Origin of the sequence: Amazonocrinis nigriterrae CENA67 (assembly GCF_016056305.1) — a bacterium.
GTDB lineage: Bacteria > Cyanobacteriota > Cyanobacteriia > Cyanobacteriales > Nostocaceae > Amazonocrinis > Amazonocrinis nigriterrae.
Window position 1 is genome coordinate 22,195 of sequence record NZ_JAECZC010000022.1, and the last position, 16,844, is coordinate 39,038.

At 41.6% G+C, this 16,844-nt stretch carries 13 protein-coding genes; 9 read left to right on the forward strand and 4 right to left on the reverse strand.

Annotated elements, in window-relative coordinates; all coding sequences use genetic code 11:
- The first annotated feature begins 190 nt into the window (after nucleotides 1–190).
- Together I8748_RS13760 and I8748_RS13765 are read left to right on the forward strand one after the other, a co-directional pair.
- Nucleotides 191–1,072: an aspartoacylase gene (locus I8748_RS13760; protein ID WP_198125143.1), complete on the forward strand. Its 882-nt coding sequence runs from the start codon at nucleotides 191–193 to the stop codon at nucleotides 1,070–1,072.
- Nucleotides 1,073–1,905: 833 nt separating this feature from the next.
- Nucleotides 1,906–2,601, forward strand: a complete 696-nt coding sequence (locus tag I8748_RS13765) for a M23 family metallopeptidase (RefSeq protein ID WP_198125144.1) — start codon at nucleotides 1,906–1,908, stop codon at nucleotides 2,599–2,601.
- 299 nt (nucleotides 2,602–2,900) lie between these two features.
- Here I8748_RS13765 and ftsH read toward each other — a convergent pair whose 3' ends face one another.
- Nucleotides 2,901–4,757 (reverse strand): ATP-dependent zinc metalloprotease FtsH, encoded by a 1,857-nt coding sequence (gene ftsH, locus I8748_RS13770; RefSeq protein WP_198125197.1) that lies wholly within the window; start codon nucleotides 4,755–4,757, stop codon nucleotides 2,901–2,903.
- Between the two features lie 539 nt (nucleotides 4,758–5,296).
- On the opposite strand from ftsH, the gene I8748_RS13775 reads away from it, so the two are divergent.
- A complete protein-coding gene (locus tag I8748_RS13775; RefSeq protein WP_198125145.1) occupies nucleotides 5,297–5,842 on the forward strand; it encodes an NADPH-dependent FMN reductase in 546 nt (181 codons plus the stop codon).
- Nucleotides 5,843–5,944: 102 nt separating this feature from the next.
- Here I8748_RS13775 and I8748_RS13780 read toward each other — a convergent pair whose 3' ends face one another.
- Nucleotides 5,945–7,060 (reverse strand): ferrochelatase, encoded by a 1,116-nt coding sequence (locus I8748_RS13780; protein WP_198125146.1) that lies wholly within the window; start codon nucleotides 7,058–7,060, stop codon nucleotides 5,945–5,947.
- 398 nt (nucleotides 7,061–7,458) lie between these two features.
- Between I8748_RS13780 and I8748_RS13785 the strand changes: the two genes are divergently transcribed.
- The 4 genes from I8748_RS13785 to I8748_RS13800 all read left to right on the forward strand — a co-directional run bounded on the left by I8748_RS13785 (nucleotide 7,459) and on the right by I8748_RS13800 (nucleotide 12,511).
- On the forward strand, nucleotides 7,459–8,013 hold the full coding sequence (locus I8748_RS13785; protein ID WP_198125198.1) for a hypothetical protein: 555 nt from the start codon (nucleotides 7,459–7,461) through the stop codon (nucleotides 8,011–8,013).
- 252 nt (nucleotides 8,014–8,265) lie between these two features.
- Nucleotides 8,266–9,543 carry an MFS transporter gene (locus I8748_RS13790; protein ID WP_198125147.1) on the forward strand — a complete coding sequence of 426 codons (1,278 nt, stop codon included), beginning with the start codon at nucleotides 8,266–8,268 and terminating at the stop codon, nucleotides 9,541–9,543.
- Nucleotides 9,544–9,831: 288 nt separating this feature from the next.
- Nucleotides 9,832–11,772, forward strand: a complete 1,941-nt coding sequence (ilvB, locus tag I8748_RS13795; RefSeq protein ID WP_404800308.1) for a biosynthetic-type acetolactate synthase large subunit — start codon at nucleotides 9,832–9,834, stop codon at nucleotides 11,770–11,772.
- A 265-nt stretch (nucleotides 11,773–12,037) separates the two neighbouring features.
- Entirely contained in the window at nucleotides 12,038–12,511 is a 474-nt protein-coding gene (locus I8748_RS13800; RefSeq protein ID WP_198125148.1) for a tellurite resistance TerB family protein, read from the forward strand.
- Between the two features lie 71 nt (nucleotides 12,512–12,582).
- Here the strand turns inward: I8748_RS13800 and I8748_RS13805 are convergent, their stop codons facing one another.
- Complete coding sequence (locus I8748_RS13805; RefSeq protein ID WP_198125200.1) at nucleotides 12,583–13,194, reverse strand: hypothetical protein; 612 nt, start codon at nucleotides 13,192–13,194, stop codon at nucleotides 12,583–12,585.
- 210 nt (nucleotides 13,195–13,404) lie between these two features.
- On the opposite strand from I8748_RS13805, the gene dacB reads away from it, so the two are divergent.
- Nucleotides 13,405–14,877 (forward strand): D-alanyl-D-alanine carboxypeptidase/D-alanyl-D-alanine endopeptidase, encoded by a 1,473-nt coding sequence (dacB, locus tag I8748_RS13810; protein ID WP_198125149.1) that lies wholly within the window; start codon nucleotides 13,405–13,407, stop codon nucleotides 14,875–14,877.
- Nucleotides 14,878–15,894: 1,017 nt separating this feature from the next.
- Entirely contained in the window at nucleotides 15,895–16,269 is a 375-nt protein-coding gene (locus I8748_RS13815) for a hypothetical protein (RefSeq protein ID WP_198125150.1), read from the forward strand.
- A 338-nt stretch (nucleotides 16,270–16,607) separates the two neighbouring features.
- Here the strand turns inward: I8748_RS13815 and I8748_RS13820 are convergent, their stop codons facing one another.
- The gene (locus tag I8748_RS13820) at nucleotides 16,608–16,829 is read right to left on the reverse strand and encodes an addiction module protein (RefSeq protein ID WP_198125151.1); all 222 of its coding nucleotides are present in this window, start codon (nucleotides 16,827–16,829) and stop codon (nucleotides 16,608–16,610) included.
- Nucleotides 16,830–16,844: the final 15 nt, after the last annotated feature.

Here is a 16,844-nt window from a genome sequence, read left to right on the forward strand (position 1 = left end):
GAGCAGGGGAGCAGGGGGGATGAGGGAGAAATTCTTTCCCCAGTCCCAATTCCCAATTCCCCTTCGGGTTCGCCAGTCGCTCATGGGGGAAACCCCCAAGACCGCGCTGGCTCACCAATTCCCAATTCCCAATTCCCAATTCCCAATTTCCTAGTCCCCAGCCCTCAGTCCCCAATCCCCAGTCCCCTTTATGCACAAAATCAATCGAGTTACCATTGTTGGTGGAACTCACGGAAATGAATTTACGGGAGCATTCTTAATTAAAAAGTTTGAACAGCTTCCCGATTTGATTCAGCGACCTAGTTTTGAAACGATTACATTATTAGGCAATCCTCAAGCTTTTGCAGCAGGGAAGCGTTATATCGACAAAGACTTAAATCGTGCTTTCTTCAGTGAAGACTTACAAAATTCTACACTCTCTAGCTATGAAGATATTCGGGCAAAAGCTATATATCAAATATTAGGAGATAAAAATCAATCTCAGGTAGATGTCATTATTGATTTACATAGTACCACTGCAAACATGGGTCTGAGTTTGATGCTAGGTAGCTATCATCCTTTTCTGCTGCAATTAGCAAGTTATCTCAGTTCAGTAAACCCTGAAGTGAAGGTTTGTTATACACAAGCTGAAAAAGGCAGTAATTTTCTGCGTTCACTGTGCGAATTAGGTTTTGTCATTGAAGTTGGGCCTGTAGCCCAAGGTGTCTTGAATGCAGAATGGTTTCAAAAAACAGAAAAACTAATTTACACTGTTTTGGACTATCTAGAAAGGTGTAATCAAGGTTCAATTCCAGAGAGTGAAAATACATTGACATTCTATCAATTTATAGGAACAATAGATTTTCCTAGAAACGAATATGGAGAGATTCAAGCAATGATTCATCCTCAGCTTCAGTTTCGGGATTATGAACCTCTCACTCCTGGCGATCCTATATTTTTAACCTTGGATGGTAAGACAATCAGCTATGAAGGAACATCAACTGTTTATCCAATTTTCATTAACGAAGCTGCTTACTATGAAAAGGGTATTGCTATGTGTTTAACTGAGAAGCAAATCGATTTTAGATTTTAAATTTTGGATTTTGGATTTGTTTCACTCTAACCTTTAATATCGTAGGGTGCGTTATCGACGGAACCCGCAAATCTCTGGTGATGCTGGACTCTTGCCGATAAGGCACCCTTGTATCTTAGAAGAAGTAGTAGACCGTCGCATCCTAGGTCATATTAGGCCGCTTTATAGCATAGGTCACTACAAAAATCTCCATGACAGCTGTATATACGTTTGATGGTTTTTTCAGGCTACTTTTTGTCTAAGTCCCACTAGTCAGATAAATCTGACTTTTGCCATTAGTCAAGAAATAAATTTCTTGGCGGGATAAAAACTTGCTGCAAGCTATGACAAAAATGATTAATTTTTTGGGATGTGTATGTAGGTACTGAAAAAACAATTCTTTTAATCTATTAATTCAATGCTTTTATAACTAAGTACCTCAGTAATAATCTTAGTTAATATCCATACATTTAATGTTAAAAACCTTAGTTGCTGGTTAATGACAATATTATAACCTTAATACTTCTGCTTAATTGCTATCAAACAATACTATTTTATAAAAAGTATATTTAGTTACTTTAAATATATTTAAAATTATTACTTAATACGATATTTACAACAGTGAAAAAATGAAAATATCAGTTTGACAAAGTTAAGCACAATATCGTAAGCTACATAACTTAAGATAGCAATTTTAGAAAGCACAAAGGTACATTACCAATAAATAAAGTAAAAAAAATACACTGTTTTAGTGTATTAAACTTAAACTATTAGTATGGATTTAAAAGTAATTCTGACTAACAAGCATCAATTAATTTACATTAACTTCATATTTGCATCTGAAGGAAAAAATAATGAGTAATCGGCGACACAGAGTAGCATTTTCTGGAGCCTCATTATTGATATTAGGAATAGGAATTGTCAGTTTAGGCACTCTGTTGAGTGAGCCAAAAATTGTTAGAGGAGAAGTGCAACCGCACAAAGTAACAAAAAACAATAGTTGGCTGGCAGCTTCTTTTCCTGTAGAAAACTTTCAAGCTTACACATCTGCATTTGGTTATAGACGTTCTGCTACTGGTGGCGCTAATTGGGAATTTCACGGCGGCTTAGACATGGCTGCACCACAAGGTAGTTATATTCGCAATTGGTGGGCAGGTACAGTGATTAAAGTTGGCGATCGCGATGCCTGCGGAACCCATATAGTAATTAGATCAGGAGAATGGGAACACACATATTGCCACATGGAAGGACACGTAGAAACGGCACAAGGTCATCGTTATCTCATTGACCGTGCAGGCGGAATCCAAATTTGGGAAGGTCAGCAAATACCAACAGGAGCCAGAATAGGTAGCGTAGGCATGACCGGACGTACTACCGGGCCACACCTCCATTGGGGGTTGAAATATGCCAATAACTATGTAGATCCTGCACTAGTTCTTCGAGAAATGTTTTCCCAGCAGCAAATTGCTAGAGGCAACTCAACAGTTAATTATCAACAGTCACAAGTCATCATTCAAGAGTCAAAATACACTACTGATTCTGGCTATTAGTTATTGAGAACTCCAAAAAAACAACTGTTTGAAGTTGATGACTGATGACTGTTGACTGATGACTGATGACTTTTGATTGAGCTAAAACACATTTAGTTTGCATAACTAAATTTCATTCAACTCTTCTGGGGTGGGCAGGCAAGATGACCACCATATGCAACTTAAATGTAGAACAGCTTATCAACCGTCAACGGTCAATAACAAACAATTAAATGGAATACATTTTATTTGTCAGTCCCTAAACCTAAAACAGTTATCAGTCATCAGTCATCAGCCATCAGTCATCAGTTATCACTAATTTAATAAGACACAGGCACTATTTCCTCTGCTATGTACGTATCTTTCACCTGAGTATGTTCCGCAACAATTTTGCGGAATAGTTCACCATCAATTGTCTCTTCATCTGCTAACAAATCCACCAAACGCTCTAAGGCGATGCGGTTTTCTTGTAACAGTTCTTTTGCTTTGATGTAGCAATTATTAATAATTTCGCGCACTTGCGAATCTATCTTGGCAGCAATTTCCTCAGAGTATTCTGATTTATTCATCCAGTCACGCCCTAAAAATACCTCTCCACTTTGATTTTCAAGGGAGAGTGGCCCTAATTCAGACATTCCAAATCGTGTCACCATCTGCCGTGCCATTCCTGTCACCTGTTGCAAGTCATTACCTGCACCTGTGGTTACTTCCGGCTTACCAAAAACAATTTCCTCGGCAGCACGACCCCCTAAAGTGGCAGTAATTCGCGCTTTGAGTTGGGAGCGAGAAATTAATCCTTGTTCTTCGTTAGGAGTAAACCAAGTTAATCCTAACGCTTGTCCCCGTGGGATGAGTGTGACTTTCTGTACAGGGTCATGGTCTTTGAGTAAAGTGCCTATTAAGGCGTGTCCAACTTCATGGTAGGCAATTAAGCGCTTGCTCTTGCTGTCTACCAAGGCTGTACCTTCCATCCCTGCTACCACTCGATCCACGGCATCATCAATTTCTAGAATGGTGATAGCTTCTTTACGTCTTCTGGCGGTGAGAATAGCAGCTTCATTGAGTAAGTTGGCTAAATCTGCACCAGTGAATCCAGGTGTGCGGCGAGCGATCGCATCTAATGATACGCTAGGGTCAATTTTCTTATTCCGCGCATGGACTTTTAAAATTTCCAATCGTCCTTTGAGATCCGGTGCATCCACAATCACTTGTCTATCAAAACGTCCAGGACGCAATAAAGCCGCATCAAGGACATCTGGACGGTTGGTAGCAGCAATAATAATGATGCCTGTGTTCCCTTCAAAACCGTCCATTTCGGTAAGCAGCTGGTTAAGGGTTTGCTCTCTCTCGTCGTTACCGCCACCGATACCGGCACCGCGTTGTCTTCCTACGGCGTCGATTTCATCAATAAATATTAAGCAAGGGGCATTATCTTTAGCTTTCTTAAACAAATCCCGGACGCGGGATGCACCCACACCCACGAACATTTCTACAAATTCCGAACCGGAAATACTAAAGAATGGGACACCAGCTTCCCCTGCGATCGCTTTTGCTAATAAAGTTTTACCAGTCCCAGGTGGGCCAATTAACAATACTCCTTTGGGAATACGTGCGCCTACAGCAGTAAATCTTTCTGGCTGTTTGAGGAAAGTAACGACTTCTTGCAGTTCTTCTTTTGCTTCTTCAATACCTGCTACATCGTCAAATTTCACACCTGTTTTTGCTTCCATTTGAAAGCGAGCTCTAGATTTGCCAAAGTTCATTGCTTGATTAGAAGCATTGGTAGAGCGACGGAGGAACAACAGCATTAAAGCTACCAATGGCAAAATCCACATCAGGTTGATTAAAAGCCCAACAGCAGCTCTACTATTAGCAGAGGAAATCTCACCAAAATCAACATTTTTGGCTTTGAGTTTGTTAATCAATTCTGTGTTTTGATTTAAAAGCCTTACTTGTAGCGGTGGCGTATCTGGCTTTTGTCCCCTAAGATACACTTTTGCTACTTGTTCGGTTTCGTCTAACTCTACTCTTTTAACTTCCCCTTTTTCAGTTTTTTGGATCAACTCACCATAAGTTAGAGAGTTGCGCTCTGTTTTTTGCTGCGCTAAGACAGGAGTACCTCCAAAAACACCAGGTAATAGCATCAAACTAGCTGCTAGTACACCAGTCCAAGCCATGCGCTTTGCTGTAGCTCCATACTGTAAAACCTTTCTCGTGGGACTTTCGCCCTTATCATTCCCATTAGTTAGTTGTTCTTGAGGTGAAGAGTGGGAACTTGTCCCTAGATTTTGCTGTTTTATCAATGCTTGTTTTGCCAAATTTTTCATAATAATTACCCTTTGTCTGATGGCATCAGCTGAGCGCTGGTTTTATGCCTATTCTTCTAGCCAAAATCCCAATAACTGGAAATCACTGTTTTCTAATCTAGTCTAACTTCTACACAAAATGATCCCCCAGTCGTTCTTGCTATCCTCATCAAGGAATGCATAACTTGATCTGTGTTCAAATTCCACATTCTTTGATTAAGACTGTCAGTAGTCAGTAGTCAGTGGTGAATAAAAATTAACAACTGACAAATGACAAATAACACCTCACTTGGATTGTCATTTGACTCTGAGAAGATAAATCGCTATGATAAACATAGTCATAATGACTTCGACTTTCAAAAACTCAAGTATAGCAGCTAATTATCTAGTTGATGGGCAAATTGTGAATTATGGTAAAAATTATCGGCATTGGTGGTAGTTTAAGAACCAACTCCTATACCCAGCTGGCATTACAAGTAGCAGTGCAACGGGTAGAAGCTTTAGGAGCAGAAGTAGAAATCCTGGATTTACGACAGTTGCAGTTACCATTTTGTGATGGTGCAAAAGAGTATCTAGAATACTCAGATGTTCAGCGTTTACGCGATACAGTTCGCAACGCTGATGGCTTAATTTTGGCAACACCTGAATATCATGGTGGTGTCAGTGGTGTTCTGAAAAATGCTTTGGATTTGATGAGTTTTGACGAACTGTCCGGTAAAGTCACTGGGCTAATTAGCGTGTTAGGAGGTCAATCTAATAGTAATGCTCTCAATGACCTTCGTCTAATTGTCCGGTGGGTTCATGGTTGGGTAATTCCCGAACAAATTGCTATTGGACAAGCTTGGAGTGCTTTCAGTCCTGAAGGGAAGCTAGTAGATGAGAAACTTTCCCAAAGATTTGATCAGTTTGCTCAAAGTTTAGTTGACAACACACGCAAACTGCGAGGAGTTAATTAGGGAGTAGGGAGTAGGGAGTAGGGAATAGGGAATAGGGAATAGGGAATAGGGAGAGTTTTATTTCTATTAACCCTACTGCCCACTCACTACTCACCACTCCCCTCAATGGTGGTGGTGATGATGATGCCCAGCTAATTGCGGATTAATTGTGGCTCCTTGCTCGTTTTTCAGCTCAGCAATATGAGCATTTGCCCACTGGGCCGCCATCGCTAAAAACTCTGGATGGTCATTGACACAAGCCATTTGCACGTAGTCTACATCAGGATGCTTCTTCTCTAAAGCATGGATGATGTGATGTACGTCCAATAAGGTTTCGTGGTTTTCTGTTGCGAAACCAATTGGCATAAACAGCACAACTTTTGCACCCAATTGAATCAGGTTATTAGCAGCTTGTTCTGCATTTGGTAGTGTCCATTCAATTAAAGGTGTGTCGTGGTTCAGCCAACCCACTGAAATTAAAGGATAGCGATTAATCAATTTATCGCGTACCAAATCGTACAGTGCTTGACTTTCGGTAATCCCAGAGGTAAAACCTTTAGCTTTGTGGGGACAACCGTGATTCATTAACACAATGCCGATTTGAGAAGGTAAGTAAGCTGCTGCTAAGTCAGCGTTAATTTTCTCCTCAACCAGATGAGCCATCAAATCGATGTAGGCTGGTTCATTGTAAAAAGAGGGAATGTAACGTAGTCCTCTTACCCAATGTTCCTCACCATTAGCTATTTCGGCTAAAGCGTTGTTGACTTGCTCGATCGCAATTCCGCTAGTAAATATAGAATCAACAACCAGCAATGGGTAAATTAGCAGTTTCTCAAAGCCAAGGCTTTGGATTTCTGCCAAAACCTGTTTAGGTAAAAAGGGAGCGCAAAAGTTAAAAGCTTTAAAAACTTGAACACTATCACCCCACTTTGCTTGCAACTCTTTTTCAATACCAGCGCGTTGCTTTTCAAAGATAGCGTTGTGTGGGGAGATAAAATCGTGGTGTTGGTGTCCCCATTCGTGGCGGTCAAATAATGCTAATAACCTAGCTAAGGGTGGATAAATCCAAGTTGGGACTGGTGCAAATTTTGCTGTCAGTAGATTTAAAGCTTGTTCGTTATAATTAGCGAAATCTTCGTAGCTTTCGACTTCGCCGTAGCCCATGAGCAATACAGCTACACGGTCTTGACCTGATAGATGCTCGTGGGTGGCGTGCAGTTTTTCCGGCGTGGCTACCACAATAAATTCCTCAATATAACCTGAGTGGAGAGCAAAACGAGCTAGGGAATAACTTGACTCTTTCCCTTACTCGTAATCTATTATCCCATCCGGGGGGATAGGATAACTATAAAAGTAACAACAATATACCAAAAGGCTGACTACGGTTATTACTACATACCGAGTAGTGAAAAAGAGTTTGTTCAGTATCCTTATTGAATTGGGGATTAGGGAATGGGGAATGGGGAATGGGAAGAAGGGGAGCAGGGGTGCAAGGGTGCAGGGGAGAAATAATTAATAACAATTCTCAATTCCCAATGCCCAATTCCCAATGCCCCATGCCCAATTCCCAATGCCCCATGCCCAATTCCCAATGCCCTATGCCCCATGCCCAATTCCCAATTCCCAATTCCCAACCAATGAGTGTAATCATCTGCCCTGGAATTCATGAGCCAGCTTTAACAGAAAGTTTCATATCAGGGTGGAGTTCAGTTGATGAAAAAACAGTGGATATTCTAGTGTTTCCTGCTGAAGGATTATTGGCTTTATCATCACTTCATATTTTCCAGTTTTTACGCGATCGCTTGGGCAATCACCTAGAAACACCAATTATCATCATTAGCTTTAGTGCTGGTGTAGTGGGGGCGATAACTGCGGCTTGGCAGTGGCAGCTATTAGGTGGTCAGATTAAAGCTTTTATTGCTATAGATGGATGGGGAGTGCCGTTATTGGGTAACTTTCCCATTCATCGCATGAGCCATGATTATTTTACTCATTGGAGTTCAGGGTTACTGGGTAAGGGGGATAATAACTTTTACGCAGAACCATCAGTTGACCATTTAACCATGTGGCGATCGCCCCAAACAGTTCAGGGCTGGTGGGTAGATCCATCCGTTGAGGCTTCTTCTAAGCAAGTTCGCCTCACAGCAGCTGAATTTTTACATTCACTGGTGAAACGCTATGAGGAAAAATAGTCCGGAAAACCGAATATGTCAGCAGGAGTGAGAAATAGGGGGGTTTTTACTGTGGGGTCATGAGGTAATGAGTGATAGGGTGAGATTTTCCCTACCTACTCATACCAAAATTGGAATAGTTAATATTATTTGAGATTCCTGTGACAGCCTTGTTGTCAAGACTGTTAATCCAAAATCCCGAATTTGTATCACTTACTTCCTCCCTTTGCCCTTTGATTTCCATCTACCTTAGTCACTATTCTTAAACACCTAATGTTTCCAACTGAACCTGCTGCTGTCAATAATGGGTTTGGCGCACTGCTAAAAAACCGTGGTTTCATACTCCTGTGGATTGGGCAATTAGTCTCCCAGTTAGCAGATAAGGTTTTCTTTTTGATGCTGGTTGATCTAGTAGTAGACAAAAACAGTAGCTACTTACCTCCTTTGGGAGTAGCAAAAGAATCGATGTACTCCATATTGATGGTGGCGTTTACTATACCAGCGGTTTTATTTGGTTCAGCAGGGGGTGTATTTGTTGATCGCCTGCCGAAAAAGCTGATTATGGTAGGGTCTGATATCTTACGCGGACTATTGACTATAGGACTTGCTTTTTTACCGAGAGATTTTTATATACTTTTTTTAATCACCTTTGGGGTTTCCAGCGTTACCCAATTTTTTGCCCCAGCCGAACAAGCTGCAATTCCTTTACTGGTGCGGCGAGAAAATTTAATAGCAGCCAATGCACTGTTTACTAGCACGATGATGAGTGCTTTAATTGTCGGTTTTTTATTAGGAGACCCACTGCTGAGTTTGGCTGAAACTGGTATGGCTAAAGAATATGGTCGAGAGTTAGTAGTGGCGTTACTATACATGTTGTCGGCTGTAATGATGCTACCTATTCACTTTCGCGACAAAAAATCGCCTAGCGAAGTTTTAAGCGATCGCATTGACCTTTGGGCTGACTTTAAAGAAGGTTTACGCTATCTTAAGAAAAACCGTCTGGTGTTAAATGCAATGTTGCAAATTACAGTTTTATACTGTGTATTTGCAGCTTTGATGGTACTTGCGCTGCCCTTAGCAGAAAAGTTTGGTTTACAAGGAAAACAATCTGGACGCTTCATAGCCGCAGTGGGAATCGGTATAGTTATAGGTGCAGGTATTTTGGGTCATTGGGCTGACAAAACACATCACAAACCCTTGCCTCTGATGGGCTTTTTGGGTATGGCGTTGATTTTGGCTTTAGTTCCCTTTACCAATACCCAAGTAATAGCACTCGGCTTTTGTATTTTACTAGGTGTAAGTGGTTCCCTCATTGGTGTACCCATGCAAACTCTCATCCAACAGCAGACTCCACTGATTATGCATGGTAAAGTCTTTGGCTTTCAAAATCATGCTGTAAACATAGCCCTTTCCGCACCACTAGCCATTACAGGCTGGTTAAATCAAGAGTTTGGCTTACGAACTGTACTGATAGCTATGAGCTTGATAGTTGCAATTGTTGGTGTTTGGGCTTGGCAAAATACCCGTAGAGTCTTGCAAGACGTAATTTAATTAGGGAACTCCAAGAAATAAATTATTCTGGTTGAAGTTGATAGCTGATGACTGATGGCTGCAAACAGTGGGATATTTTTGATTTGTAAGTCTCTAATTATAGGAATTACATGCAGGAGGGAGATTCTGACCAATTTTGATTGAAGACTGCACTTATAGCGGGGGTATGAAACCCAGCAATTACAAATTAAGAATTAGATAATCAGAATTAGATTGAACTTTTACATTAAAATGAAGTATTAACTACAGACTTTAAGCGTTAACTTAGCTATTATCTGAGGTTTGACTGTGACCGTGCGCTTGCCTTCCTCTATCAGTATCCCACAAACCGAGAATCATAATGGCACTGGCGACAACTCTGGCAACCAGAGCAACGCCGTGCTTGCCCAGTCTGCTACTTCTGTGCCAGTTGCCACACCGAAGCGTGCAACTGGTGGTTTTGCTCTGCTAGACAGTCTTATGCGCCACGGGGTCGAATATATTTTTGGTTATCCTGGCGGGGCAATTCTACCTATTTACGATGACCTATACAAGGTGGAAGCAACTGGAGCAATTAAGCATATCTTGGTGAGGCACGAACAAGGTGCAGCCCACGCCGCTGATGGTTACGCCCGCGCCACAGGAAAGGTAGGAGTATGCTTTGGTACTTCTGGCCCTGGGGCAACTAATTTGGTGACAGGCATCGCTACAGCCTACATGGATTCGATTCCAATGATTATAGTCACCGGACAAGTACCTCGGAAAATGATTGGTACAGATGCGTTCCAAGAAACCGATATCTATGGAATTACGCTACCGATAGTCAAGCATTCCTATGTAGTGCGCGATCCGGCTGACATGGCCCGGATTGTTGCTGAAGCGTTCCACATCGCTAGTACTGGGCGTCCAGGGCCAGTTTTGATCGATGTTCCCAAAGATGTGGCATTTGAAGAATTTGATTACACACCTGTAGAACCAGGTGCAGTCAAGTTACATGGATATCGCCCCACAGTTAAGGGAAATCCCCGGCAAATTAACGCAGCCATCAAGTTAATCCGGGAAAGCCGCCGTCCATTGCTGTATGTGGGTGGAGGTGCGATCGCTTCTAATGCCCACCAAGAAGTCAAAGAACTGGCAGAATTATTCAATATCCCCGTCACCACAACGTTGATGGGTATCGGTGCTTTTGATGAACATCATCCCCTGTCATTGGGAATGTTAGGAATGCATGGCACCGCCTACGCTAACTTTGCCGTTACCGATTGTGACTTGCTGATTTGCGTCGGCGCCAGATTCGACGATCGCGTCACTGGCAAATTAGACGAATTCGCCTCCCACGCTAAAGTCATTCACATCGACATCGACCCCGCTGAAGTTGGTAAAAACCGCGTTCCCGAAGTTCCCATCGTCGGTGATGTGCGGCATGTATTAGTTGACTTGTTGCGTCGCTGCAAGCAATTAGGCATCAAGGATACACCTAAACAAACCCAAGAGTGGTTGAATTTAGTTAACCGCTGGCGAGAAGAATATCCATTGGTGGTGCCTCAGCATCCTGACAGCATCTCGCCCCAAGAAGTAATTGTAGAAGTCGGTAGCCAAGCACCCCACGCTTTCTACACCACAGATGTCGGACAACATCAAATGTGGTCTGCACAGTTCCTCAAGAACGGGCCAAGGCGCTGGATTTCTAGTGCAGGTTTGGGAACAATGGGTTTTGGTTTACCTGCGGCTATGGGTGCAAAAGTGGCATTTCCTGATGAAGAAGTTATCTGTATCAGCGGTGATGCCAGCTTCCAAATGTGTTTGCAAGAACTAGGGACAATAGCACAGTATGGTATTAATGTCAAGACTGTGATTATTAATAACGGTTGGCAGGGGATGGTACGCCAGTGGCAGCAAGCTTTCCACGGTGAGCGCTACTCATGCTCGAATATGGAAGTAGGAATGCCAGACATTGAGTTATTGGCAAAAGCCTATGGAATTAAGGGCATGGTAATTAGCGATCGCACCCAGTTAAAAGATGGGATCGCCGAAATGCTGGCACATCAAGGCCCGGTAATTGTGGATGTGCGCGTCACCAGAGACGAAAACTGCTATCCAATGGTAGCCCCTGGCAAAAATAACGCTCAAATGGTCGGCTTACCCAAGCAACCGCCAAAAACCGCCACAGAACCAGTGTATTGCAGCCATTGTGGTACAAGCAATCAACCCAGCCATAACTTCTGTTCGGAATGTGGCACGAAGTTGTAAGTATGATTACTAAGGAAGCGGAAGGGGAAGGGGAAGGGGAAGGAAAAGACTAAGGGGAAGGGGAAAGGTAATTTATCCCTTTTCCCTTTTCACACTATTTAAATGCAGAGGAGTATATCCTCTGCATTTTTGTATCAAAAATTTATACCAAAAGTACTAAGGTTTGAGAATTTACGGATTTTTTTGGGAAAGCTAAACCATAAGAAGCAGTGGAAACCGTAACAGATTGCTTCTTAAACCATAAAAATACTTTTGCAGGATAATTATGTCTCAACGCAAGTTGCCCAAAGGCCGTAGTAGCAGTTCAGTTGCTTTAGAACCAGAAGTTGCGATCGCCATCATTGGACTGTTTTCCGCTGCTGCTGATGGGGAAGGTATTTCTTCTGTTGAAGAATATGCTTTGAGTGAATTTCTCGGTCGGGTTGGTTTATTTGAAGATTACTCCGACGAAGACTTTGAAGAGTTGACAGAAAAAGTAGTCAGCTTGATTGAAGAAGAAGAACCAGAAAATTTAATTGCCCAGGCGATCGAATCTTTACCGAATCGGGCTTATCGAGAAGCTGCATACATCACCGCTATCTTAGTAGTAGGGATTGATGAAGAAGTACCCGAAGATGAACAGGATTATATCTCAGAACTTCAAGAAAGCTTGAATATTTCAAATGAACGAGCGCAAGAACTCATAGACGGAGTGTTTGGAGAAGAGGAGGAAGAAGAAGAGGAAGAGGAAGAAGAATAATTTGTAATTAATAAATTCAGATTCAATTTAGGTTTCCAAGAAAATTAGAGACGCGCTATTGCGCGTCTCCACTAATTAGAAATTGGTACATTTTTAAACGCAGCTGTATCTGGCACATAAATGTCCAGAGAATCCACACCTTGGGGAACTCTTACCCAAACATAGGCATCAGCCGAAGCTTTAGGACGTAGCTGTGCCAAAGAAACGCTTCCTGTTGAACGGTCTAGGGCAACACCTTTGTAGGTAACGCTGGTATCAGGATTACGGGCTGTTGTACTAGCAACCGATATAATATCACCACCACCAACTCCTTCTGTGGCAAGGCGACGGATACGCATTTGCACATTCACCACATCACGGTTGGCGGTTTCTGGATCTTTAATTCGCTTTGCTGCAAGTAATTCCACTTCTGCCTTATTGCCAAAAGCAGGCTGGACAAATTGACCAGGCTGAATAGTTGAAGTAGTGGGAACTTGTGTACTTGCCGATAATGGTGATGCTGTGGGTTGTGGCGCAGTAGAGGCTGTCGCTATTGCACTTGGTACTTGTGCAGGAACAGTATTACTCGCCGTTTTAGTGTTTAATGTTTGCCGCAGCGTGAAAAGTTCGTAAGCTGTATAGCCGCTACAAGCTAAAGCCAAAGTAGAAAGTAATACAGCCACACCAGAAAGGAATGTACTCACACCTTTACCTCGATTCCGTATTTCTGTATATGCAGGTTGGTTAACCTGGCGATTTTGAAATGCCATAATTGATTTTTAATTAACCAGTGTGTATTAAATATGTCAGCATTTCTCATATACTAATCACTAAGGCATAGTAGCCTGCTTCTCTCTGTGGAAAGAAGTTTAAAGCAACGGTGATAAGACCTATCTTAAGGATGAGGAATATCGGTGAGACTTAAAGCATTCAGTAAATCATTAAGTTTTTTGCTCCTACTTTTGAGTAGCCAGACAGCATTTAGTAATAAACTTGCTCAAGCACAAACACAAGTCTCACCAACAACCACCACAAAATTAATTTGCCCTGCCCAACTGGGGACATCTATAGATACTGTAATTAATCGTCCTATATTCAGTCGGGTACGCTGGGGGATTTTAGTACAACCTTTATCATCTGGGCAAACTCTTTACGCACGAGAAGCTCAAAAATACTTTACTCCGGCTTCTAATGCCAAACTTTTAACAACAGCAGCAGCATTACAACAATTGGGTGCAAATTTTCGGATTCGCACCTCTATTTATCAAGATGCTAATGGTATATTGCGTGTAGTTGGGAGGGGTGATCCTAGTTTCAATGATACTCAATTGCAAGCATTAGCTAAACAGTTGCAACAAAAAGGTATTACCCAAATTAAACGTTTGATTGCTGATGATAGTTATATTCAAGGGGATATTATAAATCCCACTTGGGAATGGGAAGATGTGCAATCAGACTATGGCGCACCAGTTAATAGTTTTATTCTTAATGAAAATGTTTTTAGCTTAAAATTTGTACCACAAGCTGTAGGTAAAATTTCACAAATAATGTGGGATGATGGTAACGAAGCTCAACGTTGGCTGACAATTAATCAATCAATTACAGTTGCTGAAAACCAACCAAGCTACATTAATGTCACCCGTGATTTAACAGGAAGAGTATTACGAATACAAGGACAAGTAGCAGCAAATTCCCAACCATATTTAGTGAATTTACCTGTGGTTGATCCTAGTAATTACTTTTTGCGGCGTTTCCGCACTGCATTAGCCACAGAAAAAATTAGTTTAGGACAGACGTTGGTATTTACTGGTGGTACAAATCAACAAGAATTAGCTGCTGTAGAATCGCCACCTTTGTCTGAATTATTGATGGAAACTAATCAAAATAGTAATAATCTTTATGCTGAGGCATTACTGAGGGCATTAGCTTTTCAACAACCTAGAGTTCAAAATAAGAGTACTGTTGATATTGGCTTGGAAGCGCTAAAAGCAAGTTTGACTAAATTAGGAGTTAATTCAGCAAATTATGTTTTAGTGGATGGTTCAGGATTATCACGTCGTGATTTAGTAACTCCAGAGGCTTTTGTACAAACTTTACGCTTAATGGCAAAAACACCAGCAGCATCAGTGTATCGCGCGTCTTTACCTGTAGCAGGCAAAAGTGGTACTTTAATAAGTCGCTTTCGTGGTACGCCTGCTGAAGGAATTGTACAAGCAAAAACAGGCACGTTGACGGGTGTTGTTTCTCTATCTGGCTATGTGAATGCGCCTAAATATGAGCCGTTGGTTTTTAGTATTATTGTCAATCAATCTGAACAACCTGCAAGTGTGATCCGGCAAGCGATGGATGAAATTGTTGTATTTTTAGCGCAGTTACAGCGTTGTTGAGACTGGTTTTTACCCCTCCCTAACCCTCCCCTTGTAAAGGGGAGGGAACTTAATTTCTTGATTTCCCCCCTTGGAAAGGGGGGATTAAGGGGGGTAATTATACCTAGGGACTAGGGACACTTCGACAAGCTCAGTCCATCGCTGGTGACTGGGTGAAAAGTCTTTTTGTGTCTAGGTTTTATCATCTGTTGATGTCCTACACTACTGGCGACAGCTATATTAAGCGCATTGTTACAGAGAATTAGTATGAGTAGCGGTTTAGTAAACAACTAGGCCGCTACTTATGCCAATTGGCTTCATTTTGGATCTCAAACAATTTTTAGCTAGGAAGTCTAGTAGTAGCCATCTACATCATTTAAAGCTGGCTTGGCAGTTTCCGAGGCCACCAATCCAGCAATTCACAAAACCTACAGGTAAATATAATGCAAAAACCTCAAAACTCTCACTATAGATCAACTGCTTTCATCATCGTTGGTGGTTTAGTTGCTCTAGCATCACTCTGGGTTATTGGTTCGTCTAACTGCGGATCATTGAACCTTAAACTTTCACTTTCACTTGACGTTCAACTAAAGAAGGGGGTTTGTACACTACCAGACAAATAACTGATGAAAAAGCGATCGCACCCCCAAACTGCGATCACCTTCAATGTCCTAGTTTGTGGAGGTGACTTAGAAAATGGCTTCCTTTATATTCTTAGCTACAGCTAGAGAGGCAAAAGCTATCTAGCGGAATCCGCCAGATATAAGGGTAACAAGTTGCAAAGAAGTGCAGAGAGGTTAATGAATATTGCCACCAAATGTTGCACGCGTGAGACATTTATTTTCCTGCTGCGATCGCAGATAATCACCTACTTTTTTGAGTTACTGCAATATCAGCATTGTCAGCCTGAAGCCCGTTGGTTTCGACTTTGGCGAAGGTTATGTAGTCAATCTTATTGGCTGGAACATCTCTATATTAGAGATTTTTGGGTTAGGACTTTGCTTTTGGATAATCTCTTGATAGTCCTTATAGGAAAAAATGATGAAAACTGTTATCAGTTTATTAGCGAAGGTAGATGTAAAAATATATTATACTGGAGCTGGTGTATTAGTATTACTACAAGTAGTACTACCAGTAGTAGTAAAACTCTATGCTCCTCAAGCTGCTGAGAATGCAAAGCAGCCTGAACAATCTACCCAAGTTCAACTACGCCCTTTTGGTCGCATAGGGTATGAACAGTTGAGAATAGGAATGTCTTTAACGGATGTGCGGGCAATCTTAGGCCCAGGTGTTGAGATTAGCCGCTCTCCAACAATGGCAACCTTTGTATGGGAAAATCCCGATGGCTCTAAAATCACCGCTACTTTTGAAAGTGACAAACTCAAGAGTAAAGCACAGTCAGAATTGAAGTAAGGAACTGGAGTAGGTGATCGCGTATGACTTGGTAATTATACCATCACATCGTTGATTGCCTCTTCGTCCAAAGTTGCTGCAAAAGGCTCTGCTTATACTGAAAGTAGACTTTATGCGGATAATTTTGGTTTGGGGATGTAGAGTAATAAATTCAATGGCGTTGAGACAAATTTGTCCCATCAAGTTAAGCCTTACCTAATTTAGGCTTGCAACAATTTGTATTGGTACAGCTTGTAATTTCTCTATACTGCTTCTAAGCTTAACGCTCTTTAAGTTCAAGCTTCACACCTTCGATAACATTAATTTGGCACAACGACAAATCAAAAGTCACTGTACAATTATTGTCCTTTAATTGAGGCTTTAATTTCTTCCCAAGTTAATACGTCGTCAGGATTAGCATCATAATCAGAAATTCGTCGATCAAGTTCCTGCTGTTGCGCTTCTGTAAGCTCTGGATTAACTTGCTCTGATGCAATACTATCTACAATGACTTGCACAATACGAATTCGAACTGCAACGCTTGAGGATGTAATTTCCTTCAAAGTCGCTGTAATGTCCATGCAACTAGCATGTAT

Excerpts from the sequence above, each read along its gene's own strand:
- I8748_RS13765 (WP_198125144.1), top strand. The coding sequence starts at position 1,906 with ATGAGTAATCGGCGACACAGAGTAGCATTTTCTGGAGCCTCATTATTG.
- ftsH (WP_198125197.1), bottom strand. The coding sequence starts at position 4,757 with ATGGCTTGGACTGGTGTACTAGCAGCTAGTTTGATGCTATTACCTGGT.
- I8748_RS13820 (WP_198125151.1), bottom strand. The coding sequence starts at position 16,829 with ATGGACATTACAGCGACTTTGAAGGAAATTACATCCTCAAGCGTTGCA.
- I8748_RS13815 (WP_198125150.1), top strand. The coding sequence starts at position 15,895 with ATGATGAAAACTGTTATCAGTTTATTAGCGAAGGTAGATGTAAAAATA.
- I8748_RS13790 (WP_198125147.1), top strand. The coding sequence starts at position 8,266 with ATGTTTCCAACTGAACCTGCTGCTGTCAATAATGGGTTTGGCGCACTG.
- I8748_RS13760 (WP_198125143.1), top strand. The coding sequence starts at position 191 with ATGCACAAAATCAATCGAGTTACCATTGTTGGTGGAACTCACGGAAAT.
- I8748_RS13800 (WP_198125148.1), top strand. The coding sequence starts at position 12,038 with ATGTCTCAACGCAAGTTGCCCAAAGGCCGTAGTAGCAGTTCAGTTGCT.
- I8748_RS13775 (WP_198125145.1), top strand. The coding sequence starts at position 5,297 with ATGGTAAAAATTATCGGCATTGGTGGTAGTTTAAGAACCAACTCCTAT.
- I8748_RS13785 (WP_198125198.1), top strand. The coding sequence starts at position 7,459 with ATGAGTGTAATCATCTGCCCTGGAATTCATGAGCCAGCTTTAACAGAA.